The organism is Peribacillus simplex (assembly GCF_001578185.1).
Taxonomy (GTDB): Bacteria; Bacillota; Bacilli; order Bacillales; family DSM-1321; genus Peribacillus; species Peribacillus simplex_A.
This window is the reverse complement of sequence record NZ_CP011008.1, coordinates 1,904,112-1,916,657: the sequence shown is the minus strand read 5'-3', so window position 1 is coordinate 1,916,657 and position 12,546 is coordinate 1,904,112. Positions and strand designations below refer to the sequence as shown.

The 12,546-nt window shown below is 36.4% G+C and carries 9 protein-coding genes and 2 pseudogenes; 4 read left to right on the top strand and 7 right to left on the bottom strand.

Features of this window, described 5'->3' with window-relative positions:
• Positions 1-71: 71 nt before the first annotated feature.
• The 3 genes and pseudogenes from UP17_RS09030 to UP17_RS29700 all read right to left on the bottom strand — a co-directional run.
• The gene (locus UP17_RS09030) at positions 72-557 is read right to left on the bottom strand and encodes a hypothetical protein (RefSeq protein ID WP_061462634.1); all 486 of its coding nucleotides are present in this window, start codon (positions 555-557) and stop codon (positions 72-74) included.
• A gap of 311 nt (positions 558-868) precedes the next feature.
• Positions 869-1,765, bottom strand: a complete 897-nt coding sequence (locus UP17_RS09025) for a DMT family transporter (protein ID WP_061462632.1) — start codon at positions 1,763-1,765, stop codon at positions 869-871.
• 151 nt (positions 1,766-1,916) lie between these two features.
• A pseudogene (locus UP17_RS29700) lies at positions 1,917-2,145 on the bottom strand (recombinase family protein); the annotation flags it as partial.
• A gap of 439 nt (positions 2,146-2,584) precedes the next feature.
• Here UP17_RS29700 and UP17_RS09020 point away from each other — a divergent pair.
• Positions 2,585-4,378, top strand: a complete 1,794-nt coding sequence (locus UP17_RS09020; protein WP_061462630.1) for a PhoX family protein — start codon at positions 2,585-2,587, stop codon at positions 4,376-4,378.
• 413 nt (positions 4,379-4,791) lie between these two features.
• Here the strand turns inward: UP17_RS09020 and UP17_RS09015 are convergent, their stop codons facing one another.
• Positions 4,792-5,532, bottom strand: coding sequence for a VCBS repeat-containing protein (locus UP17_RS09015; RefSeq protein ID WP_250211821.1), 741 nt, complete (start codon positions 5,530-5,532; stop codon positions 4,792-4,794).
• A gap of 501 nt (positions 5,533-6,033) precedes the next feature.
• Here UP17_RS09015 and UP17_RS09010 point away from each other — a divergent pair.
• Positions 6,034-7,251: a cytochrome P450 gene (locus UP17_RS09010; RefSeq protein ID WP_061462625.1), complete on the top strand. Its 1,218-nt coding sequence runs from the start codon at positions 6,034-6,036 to the stop codon at positions 7,249-7,251.
• 308 nt (positions 7,252-7,559) lie between these two features.
• On the opposite strand, the gene UP17_RS29205 is transcribed toward UP17_RS09010, so the two are convergent.
• Both UP17_RS29205 and UP17_RS09005 read right to left on the bottom strand, forming a co-directional pair.
• Entirely contained in the window at positions 7,560-7,682 is a 123-nt protein-coding gene (locus tag UP17_RS29205) for a hypothetical protein (RefSeq protein ID WP_260398988.1), read from the bottom strand.
• Positions 7,683-8,035: 353 nt separating this feature from the next.
• Positions 8,036-8,236, bottom strand: a pseudogene (locus UP17_RS09005) (recombinase family protein); the annotation flags it as partial.
• Between the two features lie 751 nt (positions 8,237-8,987).
• On the opposite strand from UP17_RS09005, the gene UP17_RS09000 reads away from it, so the two are divergent.
• On the top strand, positions 8,988-9,515 hold the full coding sequence (locus UP17_RS09000; protein WP_250211781.1) for an isochorismatase family protein: 528 nt from the start codon (positions 8,988-8,990) through the stop codon (positions 9,513-9,515).
• Between the two features lie 437 nt (positions 9,516-9,952).
• On the opposite strand, the gene UP17_RS08995 is transcribed toward UP17_RS09000, so the two are convergent.
• Positions 9,953-10,699: a TerC family protein gene (locus UP17_RS08995; protein ID WP_061462618.1), complete on the bottom strand. Its 747-nt coding sequence runs from the start codon at positions 10,697-10,699 to the stop codon at positions 9,953-9,955.
• A 1,090-nt stretch (positions 10,700-11,789) separates the two neighbouring features.
• Here UP17_RS08995 and UP17_RS28680 point away from each other — a divergent pair.
• Complete coding sequence (locus UP17_RS28680) at positions 11,790-12,047, top strand: site-specific integrase (RefSeq protein ID WP_250211780.1); 258 nt, start codon at positions 11,790-11,792, stop codon at positions 12,045-12,047.
• Positions 12,048-12,546: the final 499 nt, after the last annotated feature.

Sequence of the window (12,546 nt, the reverse complement as noted above, 5' to 3'; positions counted from 1 at the left end):
TTAACTAAGATGAGAAAAAATCCACTACCCTAGGTGTAACTAAGCTATATCATCAACCTAGGGGGATTCCTTTATTTGGGGCATATTTTTCTACTGAATTTTAAGCGACATGCCCAATTAGTATTTTTTTCCAAAATCATATAATCTTTTGATTTAGTAATTGATATATTTTTTTCTTTACCGTAATTCAGTATATCCTTTAAGACCTCATCTGGATTAAAACCAAAAATCCGAATATTTAGTCCTTTTTTCAAACAGATAATAACGCCTTTGGTTGCCCATCCGCCAGTTGTGAATTTCAACTGGATGATTTGTTCAGGGTAGATTACTTTTTTATAAATTGGCATTGTCCAAAATTTTATTTGGTATGATAAAAAATCATTCTCCATAATAAATTCATAATGAATGAAGAATGCTGCGAGAAGAAAAACCAATATTGCAAATTGAATGTAATTTATGAATCCCATGGAGAAATCTTTTATAATGATGTGAGGAAGGATTATACTTGACATTAAGAATCCTAATAGCACTCTTTGAGTTCTTGCAATATAGATCATTCCTATCCCCTTTTAATCTTATTGATGAAATATCTTTTTACTTTTCTCTTCTATTAGTCCGCACATTATCAGGGACTCGAGCGACATTGTTCTTTGTTTTAGTTTATTTGAATGATTGTAAAAGAAAGTTATAATTCACTACATGGTTACGCGGACTTAATCAAAGTCGCCCTCAAATGTAAAAAGTAGTCAGTAGATAACCTAGTTTCCCAGATACAATAAATCCCAATGTAATTAAGAACTTGCCCCAGGATGTCAAAATAAAACAAATAAGGGCTGGGGTATTCTGAGTTAGAATAAACCATGAATTTTCATGCAGCTTTTTTCATCACTGATTGATACTTTCCGAACAAATTGACAACAAGGACTCCGAAAATTGCAATCACGCCGCCAATGACTGAAAGAGTACTCGGCACCTCTTGCAGCCAAACCCAGGCGACGAAAATGGCAATAACAGGTTCAATGTATAACAGACTAGAAATGGAACTGGCTTTTCCTAGTGAAAGTGCAATTGCCCATGTAACATAACCGATGGCCGCAGGGAAAATACCAACAAAAATCGCTGATAAGTGACCTTCCATTGTAGCTTGTTGAATTTCTTGAAAGAGCCCAGGAAAGAATATGAAAAAGGGTATTGTACCAATCCATGTGAAATAAGCTGTCAATTCAATCGGATTATAGCGGCTAAACAGCGGCTTTTGGAAAACAAAAAACACCGCAGAAGCAACAGCAGACATCAGCACTAAAAAGGCTCCTTCAGATATATTTAGTGATGGGCCTGCAGTACCTAATGTTATTAAGGTGATTCCTATGAATCCAATGCCTAAACCAATCCATCCCAATAAACCAAGGCGTTCTTTTAAAACGATTGCAGCAATGATCGCGATGAAAACAGGTGCTGAACCAATCAGCATTCCAGCGGTTCCCGCCGAAACGGTTAGTTCCCCGAATGTCACCCCGATGTGGTAAATACTAATACCAATTAATGAGAGAATCGATATCCTTAACATATCCCCTTTTTTCGGGAGTCGGAATTTCACCCCAGGCCATAGAGCATAAAGGACAAAAACCCCTGATGCTATTAGATAACGAACAAGCACCAAATGGCCAGCTGAATACCCGCCATGCAAGCCTGCACGAATAGCAGCGAATGTAGATCCCCAAATAATAACTGTAATAAATGCCAATAAAAATGCCTTTGTGTTCAAAACCTATTCCTCCCAACCATTCCCTATAAACTGAAGGTATCATGGATACGTGAGAACTTCAATAAAATTTCTATCTCGCTGTGAAGTGGCATAGTAAATTAAGGGATTTTCATTTGCTGTCATTCTTTCCTGCTTTCCATATATCTTAGACTAAACCCACATCCATTCCTTCACGCTGACATCTTTGAATTCTATCCCGTCTTCTTCCGTCATCCTTTTAAGAATCTGGCAAAATCAAAACAGTAATGAATGTATCAAGGCTATCCTTAAATTGAGTCGTGTCCAACAAAGGCAAACATCACACCGATGTCTGCTTGAATGTTTTTCGTGATGACATTCCATTCGTGAAGATCTTTATTTCGTCCAAACCGTTTCAGGTTAATAAATGTAAATCTAAACAATAAATCCTGCTAATTACGAATAGTAAGTATATAGCTATTTTGGGATGCCCAATACAATATGTATTCTAACGAGGTTTAGTTTAAAATAAACAAAATATTGTCCGACAGTAATACCTACAACATCTTGAACTAGTAACGATAAAAAATGGGACTGATACTACGGGGTTTTTGGGTTTAAAATGACTGTATTGCTGAAACACAAGTAATTTTGATTTAAAAGAAATCTCCTATTTGTTTTCCTTTTGCACAGGGAACCAAGTCCATTTCAGAAAATGCCTAAAGGGTAATATTGTTAGTCAAAAAAACTTTTAATAGTTTTAGGGGGGTTACTTTACATTTCCTATACATTCACTTTACATGCGTAGTTTACTATGGGAGACAAGGTTATCAATTTGAACTAAACACGGAGGTTACTGACATGAAAAAAGGAAAAATAGTCGCACCACTCTTGAGCTTAGCTGTTTTATTGCCATCCACTACAAATGTATTGGCTAAACCAGATAAACAAGTTTCAGTACATAAAGTCGAGTTTATTGGGATGAATGCGCCTGATACGCAAGACCAGCGCTCAAAGATGTACAGTGAAGCATCAGTTAAGGTGACCTACACTAATGGTTCCCAAAAGATGCTACCTCTTGAATACAAATCACTGTTCCAACCTGGGGATGAATTTAAAAATGGCATTGCCGGTGCTGCCTATGATGCAAAAGGCAATATGATTAAGAGTCCTGAAGGCACCCCCTATATTTCTACTGCACCTGACAGCAATACGGTCATAAGTATAAAAGGTAAATTGTATATGGTGAACCATTATGAGGCAATGCCTTCAAATGAGACTGGTAATATGCCAAAATCGATGATGTTAAATACTCTAAAGCAGAATAAGAAGACTGGAGAACTGACTGTAACAGATACAAAGCCGATTGATTTTTCAGCAGACGGTGGAATCTGGACCCCTTGTGCAGGTTCTCTATCTCCTTGGAACACCCATCTAGGCAGCGAAGAATATGAGCCCGATGCTAGGTCACATGAAGCAAATCCTGAAAATTCTGTAGTGACTCAATTTGCCCGTAACTATTATAACGATAAAACAGTCATAGGTAATCCCTATCTATACGGTCATACCCCTGAGGTAACCGTTCATCCTGGAGGAAAATCCACGGCTGTGAAACACTTCAGCATGGGACGACTTTCATCTGAAAACGTTAAAGTGGCTCCAGATAACCGTACCGTTTACTTCGGTGATGATGGTGCTTACACTATGGCTTTCATGTATATAGCAGATAAAGAAAAAGACCTGTCTGCTGGAACGCTGTACGCAGCAAAATGGATTCAAACTGGACAAGAAAATGGTGGTTCCGCTGATTTAAAATGGCTTAAATTAGGTCATGGAACTGATTCAGAAATTAAAAAACTTGCTCACAAGCTGAAATTCAGCGATATGTTTGAAGCTACAAATGATATAGAATTTGCAAAAGCGAATGGATTTAAACGAGTAAAAGCGGGTGGAAGAGATGAATGGCTAAAGTTGAAGCCTGGCATGGAAAAGGCCGCAGCTTTCTTGGAATCTCGTCGTTATGGTGCATTGCTCGGTGCGACTTCAGAGTTCAACAAAATGGAAACCGTTGAATTAAACAAGGCAGATAACAAGATCTATATGACTATGTCTACCATAGCTGGCGGGATGGAGGCTAATCCATCTGATCAAGTGGATGACATTCAGGTTCCTAAAATTAGTTCTGGCGGGATATATGAACTTTCGCTTGCCGAGGGACAAAAAGACCAGAATGGAAATACGATTAAAAGTAGATACGTAGCCAATGAGATGGCTGGTTTAATCACAGGAAAAGATCTTTCTTCTAAGGATGCCGCAGGGAATACGGCAGATTCCGAAAAAATCTCAAACCCTGATAATATCGTATTTTCTGAAAGAATGAGAACATTATTTATTGCCGAGGATGGCGGGAAACATCACAATAACTATGGCTGGGCTTATAATGTGGATACAAAGAAACTTTCTCGCATTATCTCAGCCCCTGACGGCGGAGAAGTGACAGGTATACAGGCACTTGATAATTTAAATGGGTTCACATATCTAATGGTCGGTTCTCAAAATCCAGGGAATGCAGGTTATTTATCTGGTCTACCTTCTCTTGATGATAAAGATAGTGAACGAGATGACGATGATAAAAACGATGACCATAATGATTAAAGAGGACTATTGCAACAATAACTGAGACAATAATCATAATAATAATAAAAAAGAATTATTGGAGAAATCCAATGATTCTTTTTTATATAGGTACTTTATAAATCTGAGATAACTTTCTAGGCGTTTTCACATGTTTCATGCAGAAACGGTAACGGGAGTTATCAACTAACAAATCATTATACCCTATAATTTGCGCAGCTTTTTTCACTATTGTTTTTTTGTCTTTTGCTGAAGTTTTTACCAGAAGCAACTAGGAGGTTCTGCGTGTGTGTGTCCAATACAAAGGTCTATTGAGGATTAAAAAGTAAATCATGGTGTATTTAAATAGAAAGCAACACTATAAAAGAAGATTAAGCTTAAATAAAAAGCGAAATGGGAAAAAAGCAGACGCAACTTTCTTTTCCTCAATGCTGCTATATTTCCCCTCCAAAGATAGCCACATTCTGACGGTCAGGACCAAACTCTCGCCCGTTCCATTTCAATACAGTCTGTACAAATCCGAGTGAGTCGGCATTATACATCCCGGCTATCCTCTGATACGCTTCTAACTCATATATGCCGTCCCTATTAAAATCAACCGGATATAAACCAGATAAAGGATTGACCCATCCTTCTATCGGTGCCTTCAAAACACCATTCTTATTATAAATTTCAGATAAATATCCCTTATCCTTATTCGTAAGGTCAAGAATATACTTTTCCTTCAGGTAATAACTGTTCACCATTACTTTGTATTGATTTTCATAAGTCACATCGTACTTATATGTTTCATTGAATGAATCAGAATTAAAAATATTCATAAGTTGACCATTAAAATAAGAAAATACATACGCATAAATAGTACCACCGCTCCCTCCTGTATCAATGACCACTAATATGTCATCCCCCTTGTTAGCCGTGAAATCACCAAGTATAAGGGTCGGATTGTATCCAGAGTTATTTTTTATGGGGATTTGTTCATTTTGGTTAGTCCTCCCATTTTGGATAACCAAAGTTAAATTCCTCCAAAATGGGCTTTCAGGGGTTTTGTTTGCGGTAAGAAAAACATTGTCCATTATCCCGTCTCCATCAATATCGCCTCGCTTTTCAGTCACTATGATTGTTCTGTTCATGTTAAATTCTCTTAAAAGAACAGATTGGAGGCTCAATTGCATTTCTAGCAGTTCCTGCTTTGAAGGATAAGGATTTGGAAACGACAACGCGTTATCAATCGTTTGCAGTGCTTCGTTCGTTAATCCGGCTCTTACTTGAGTCTCAGCCAAACAGTACCAATAATAAGGGTGATTCGTTTCTTGCGTTTTTGTGAAATAGTAATGAATCTTTTTTCTGATATCATCCGTAACCATCTTCCTCCCATCTGTCTCAATTAATTTCAATATAAAATTATATGCAGGAATTTGGGGCATATCCTTGGAGTTTTTCGAGACTTTGGGTCTGGCATGACCTTAAACGATGAGCTAAGCAACTTAAAAGAGGATTTTCTTTAGGCTGTGGATCAAACATCAGGTTTCCCGAATTATTACTTTCTTCTTATTGAAAAATATTTCAATTTATGTCAATTGAAACCGAATTACAAGTTTGTTATCTTAGAAGAATGAACCGGTTCATGACTATTTTCTGTATAAATATTAGACAATATAAGGAGAGATGAAACCATGACACAAGAACAGAAGTCAACGAGTGCAGTGGAGCAGTATGCTAACCTTATCCCCATGAGAGAAATTGATTCGAACGCAGATCAATTATTTCCATTTCCAATCTTTAATGATTTACGGCAAAAAAGTCCTGTAAGGTACGACGAGTCTCGAAGTTGCTGGGATGTGTTTCGATATGAAGACGTTCATTTTATTCTAAAAAATCCAAAAATGTTTTCATCGGAACGAGGTTCTGGAACTTTGCAAGGAAGCATTTTGACAATGGATCCTCCTAGACATACGAAAATGAGAAACTTAGTGAACAAGGCCTTCACTCCTAAAGCAGTAAAGGATTTAACAAATAAAATCGAAGAAGTGACACTTTATCTTCTCGATCAAGTTAAAGAGAAGGGAACTATGGATCTCGTTCATGATGTTGCTGGTCCGTTGCCTGTCATAATAATTGCCGAATTATTGGGGATCCCTACTAAGGATCGGGATCTTTTTAAAACTTATTCCGATGTTCTCGTGGAAGGGGCTAAAGACAATTCAAGTGAAGCCTTCCAAAGAATGACACAAAAACGCAAGGAAGGAAACGAGTTTCTTAAAGAATATTTCAAAAAAATAATTAAAGAGAGAACAAATAATCCTGAAGAAGATTTAATTTCGCTATTAATAGAGGCAAAAATTGATGGGGAGAAATTAACAGAAGAAGAGTTACTATCTTTCTGTGTTTTATTATTAGTTGCGGGGAATGAAACAACAACCAATTTAATTACAAATGCTGTACGCTATATGACAGAAGATAAAAAAATACAAGAACAAGCTAGGACAAATCTGCCTTTAATACCAAAATTGGTAGAAGAAACATTACGCTTTTATCCTCCAATACAGGCAATTGGCCGTATTGCAAAGGAACATGTCAAAGTTGGAGGCAAAACAATCCAAAAAGGGGAACAAGTGATTTGCTGGGTAGCTTCGGCAAACCGGGATGAACAAAAATTTGCAGAGCCTAACCGGTTTACGTTAGAAAGAAAGTTAAATCCTCATTTGAGTTTCGGGTTTGGTATTCATTTTTGTTTAGGGGCCCCACTTGCACGTCTGGAAGCTGAAGTAGCTCTCGTGACTCTATTAAGTACATTTTCCAAATTGGAAGATGTAAAAGGGACTAAGCTGGAGGCGATTCCAAGTCCATTTGTTTTTGGAGTGAAAAGCCTTCCTTTAAAATTCACAAGATAATGGGACTTGCTGCCTAAGATTAAAACATAGATTGGGCAATATAAAGCCTATCAATAACAAAAAATGAAGTTTTTCCATATAATCCTAATGGAATAGAGACCGTATTAGTTACGACCTTTCCCATTGGGATTATTCGGAAATGGCTTGTCGAGTTTGAACCCTATATTTATTATTGAAGTACTCGGATTTTAAGAACTAAAAATACAAAAACGAAAATGAAAATCACAAAATGATTTTCACTTTCGTTTAAATACTATTTTGGGGTTTAGTGCATCTAACTTGTTCACTTCACTTTGGCATGCTTTTCTTTACCAATTATCCGTTTTATCTAATAATTGATCAATGTCAAATGTATCGAGATGGAATGGAATTGACTCCTCGGCAATTTCTTCAGTATCTAATAGCAATTGGTCAATATTAATTATAGCCAAAACAATTCGCCTTCCTTTTTTTCACTTCTCAAATTAAATATAATAAACATTACGTTTACTAGTTAAACCTTTTGAGGGTATTATTTGTCATTTATTTAAGTATTTAATGCAAAAATGAAAGAAGTCATGACACAGTCCGAAGAAATAGTGAGAAAAATATTTAGTGTCTTTTTTTGTTTTATGTTCAGATAGGGATATTGTGAATGTTTCTATTAAACTAACAGATGCGCTAGTTCATTAAGGTACGAAAAAGATCAATTTTTTTTCAAAACATCCCCTTTCTATTTATTCATTTATCAAGGTTTCTTGTATTAACTTGATCAAACTTTGTTTCAAAGCCACACTTTTCCGATTTACTTTTTTTCTAAATAGCTATAAATCGGTGTGTCACTTTCAATGAACGATTTCATCATGTCAATATCCTCAGCTCCAAATTTTTCAAGACGTCCACGCGCTCTAGCAGCAGAACGTCCTGCAGCCGAGCGTTCCTCAATCAAATTACGAACAAATTCCGCAAACTCTGCGAACAGGTGAAACATCAATAGACCCGTTGCCATATTTGAATTTTCTTAACGTTGTAAATCCGCATTTTTCTGACGCTGCTCCTTTTAGTAATGCTTATCATCCAATTAAAAAGACGCATGAATCATAAATAAAATAAGAAACCCAATAGCCAGTTTAAAGTGCCATTTTTTATCTTTTTTTTTGAATCGTCTAAGCCCCATAAATAGGAGGAAAATCAAAGAAAAATAGCGAGAATTCCCGTGATATGCGTAAAGTCCCATTTAAATCCTCTAATGATCGCCAAATATCCATGAGGAAAAACGACTCCAGTAGATGCTAACGCAAGGGGAACATGCCATTTTCTTACTAGCTTTCCGAGAAACTGGAGGAAACTTTTTATTTGAAAGTTCCTCCACTTTATCGTTTTCAAACGTATTTAATACAAATTGAGCATGCTCCAGCCTCAAGATTCTGTTATTAATGTATGAAATTTTACATAATCATACATTCAAATTCAAGTGAAAACTCCCCCTATTTGGGTAGTGTTAAATGCCGAATATGTACAAGTTAAGAAATCTGCGGTAAAGCACCCGTCAATTGGAGTATGTTTTACGTGAAATGGTGCTAGGACCCTAATCATTAGAAGCTTGAACAATCCATTCATATCTTTTTCGCAAAAAATACTTTTTAAAGGGAATACTAAATTGAAGATGTTCCTTACATAAAATATCATAAAACCACCAGATGGCAATTCTAGAAAACCTTACTTAAGTGGAAATCAAGAATGAACGGGGGATGAGTTTGAACGGGAAAAATACTGCATTACTTATAATTGACCTTCAAATAGGATCATTTTTGGATAAACTCATATATAAAGATGATGAATTATTAAAAAATATTCAATTCCTCATTTCAAAGGCCCGAATTGAGCAGGCCCCTATTTTTTTCACGAAACACAATGGTAAAGCAGGAACCCTTAATTACAAAGGAAATCCTGGATGGGAAATTCATCCGTCGATCCCTCTTTTAAAAGAAGACGTTATAATTGAAAAGGATTATCCTGATTCATTTCAACAAACGGATTTACAGCAACAATTAGTAACCAGAAAAATAAGTCGAATTATCATTACGGGAATTCAATCGGAAATATGTGTAGATGCTACTTGTCGTCGAGCATTTAGCCAAGGTTATGAAGTTATTCTCGCAGAGGATGGTCATAGTACATGTGATTCTAACATTTTAAACGCTTCTCAAATAATCAATCACCATAACAACATACATGCCGAATGGTTTGCCAGTGTAAAAAAAGCCGAAGAAATTTTCTTTTAATGATTTTATAAACAGACAAATGTGGCAGAAAAGAAAAGGAAATCTCAGTCATCCCTCAATATAAAAGAACCTTTATTTTAGGAAGATTTTGATATCGACCTACAATTGACGGAGCTTGAATCCATTTGCTGGCGGAGTGATATAATAGTAAAAAATAGCCAAACTATTGCGATTAAGCGAGCATATTATTCGTCACCTCCCGTTAATTATCTCAGCTGAATCAACTGCATTTATCATTGGCTTTGCGATATCAAGTAGTTCAGAGGCATTTTTTGTTACAAGTCATTTAGTTTTACAGTCTTTTTAACAAAGAAAAAACAGACCGAAATTTTGAAGTCGGTCTTTAATCCTTATAACAGTTAACAAAATTTAACCTTAAGAAACTCCTTTTTTTGAAAATAAGGGAATTAAATGAATATATATTCAGACAACGTTACTCACTTTGCTTCATCGTTTTTTTCTGTCTTTCCAGATAAAAACCATCCACCCAAAGCAATAAGAAGCATGACTGTCCAAAAGATTATATTCCAAATGGGCCCTTCAACAAAATCATGAGGAATAATGTGCACGGAAGGATGAGCAAGAGTATGCATTAATAACTTAACCCCTACCCAACCTACGATTAACATTGCTGCTGTTTCGAGGCTAGGTCGATCTGTCAATATCTTAACGAAGTAACCTGCAGCAAACCGAATGACGATTAAGCCTGCAATTGCTCCTATTAATATAACAATGAATTTAGCCCCATCCATACCTCCAATATCGCCCATGGGGGTATCTGGCAAGGCAATGACTAGAGCGACTGCAGCTAAAATGGAATCAATGGCAAAGGCAATATCAGCTAATGCAATTTGTGCAACGGTCATACGGTAGCTTTTGACTTTTTTTTCTTTTTCCCCGTGGTCCTTTTTTAGTAAATGTTTTAAAGAGATGAAAATCAAATACGCAGCACCAATCGCCTGGACCTGCCAAACGTGGAAAAGGTAGGAAATGGTGAAAATTGCACCAATCCTGAATATAAAAGCTAAAAGTAATCCAATATTTATTGCTTTTTTTTGCTGTTCTTTTGGTAAATGCTTAGACATAATGGCTAAAACCAATGCATTATCAGCAGATAATAAACCTTCTAAAAAAATTAAAATAATTAAAACCCAGCCATACTCCAATAATAAAGATAGTTCCATAATACCTCCCTATAACCATGTATAAGTATGTGTAAATGACTTCAATATCGTCTTTATACATCTAACCGGAATTATAAACCCTCCAACACTTTCTCCTCCATTATTGTCCCATTGTATCCACTTCCTTATTCAACCCTTCCGTCCCATATACTCCATAAGAAAAAGAGCTGCCGAAGCAACTCCCTTCTTGAAGTTTGGCTCTATAATATATTCCTTTATGCTTAAACTTAGTTCCCATTGAGGAAAATTGGGGTTTTGTTCGGCAAGCATCAACTTTGTTTAATTGCCGAATCAGGAATTAATCCCCCGCATTTCCATTAAATGATAATCCCATAAAATGTCCTTGTAATGGACCTAGCTTCTGCTGATGTACCAGATATATTCGTAATACTGTATTAAGAAGTAAAAGGATTTAATAAATACTTTATTGATAGATGGTTTATAAAAAGGGAGGGATACAGGTATGCATGAACTGATAGAAAAAGCGAAAGAGCTTCAGTGGCAGTGCATGGAAAAAAAGCCTTGCAGACATTTATATTCACACGTTACAAGAACAATTAGATGCTATCGAAAAGAATGGACATGATCCTTTTTCAGATTTTAGCGATGCAGAAATGCTCCAGTGGTTTCTTCACCGGCGAGAGCATTTAAAACAGCTACATGAAAAGTCCGCCAGCACCATACAAGCCTATGAGCGAGAACTTATTTAATTTATTGATCAATTACTCACTTATTAGGCAGAAATCCATGTAGATGTGGAAAAAGTTTTGGTGGGCTCCCTCCTTAAATCCCCCGGCACATTCGAATGTATCAGGAAGGTTATCAGATAAGCCCCTATGTCGTAACAAAAGGAGCTTATTCTGTTGCAACATTATCCAGAAAGACAACCATCTAAGAGTTTCTTGAAATTCCTGTTCGAAGCAGGCTATATCACTGAACCAATTCATGAAGTTTTATTTAAGAAAGCATTCGAAAAGATGATCGGCCCAACTGTGATTTGGGACCAAAGGAAGTCATTCAGCTACCTGATTATTTCAGGAAAATCAACCACCCCATCGTTTTTTCGATTATTCCTCACTAACGATACGGCATGTCTAATGAAGAGTTTACAAGACTCCGAATCAAGGATCTGCATTACGATTCCATTACCAGCATGTATTTTTTAGAGTTCCTAGGTAAAGGAAATAAAAGAAGGCAAATACCATTGAAAGAAAAAGGAATGAATAGTATTCGAATGTTCCGTTCAGCTAGAGGAATCGAGGATATTGATGCAGCACAAGGAGTCGACCCGCTCTTAAAGACCCATACCGTCCGCGCATACTCTCCCGCTTATTTGTCTCAATACTAAACAAAAGCCATTAAAGAGAGTGGATTGCCTTTTTAAAGTTTCGTTCTTCTTCCATTCGTCCTCATACATTTAGGTAAGCTTTTGCCATCATTTCTCACTTAAATGAAGTTGATGTCCATCAGATTATGAAGAGCCTCGGCCATAAGCAGCTATCCACTACAGAAATTTATTTGGAGAGGGTTTTTGAAAAAGAACGCCATGCGATTCATTTGTGGTAATAAGATGTTTTTGGTGAGTATATATAATAGAAGAAAGTCGTCATATTTAGAGAAGTTTTTGCTGAATTTTGGACCCCATTTGAGTGGTCCCCCTTTAAAAAATTGATTCGAAAATGGTTAAAGATTGAAGATATGAAAAAAGGCCGAGATTTAATAAAAGATACTCTCATACCTTGCAATTCAAACGTATGATCAAAGGGGAGAACAAGTCATCAGGAAGACTTGTTCTCCCTCTTTTTTAGAATAATCCTTTTGATTCAGAAAGCCTAGCATGTATTTGC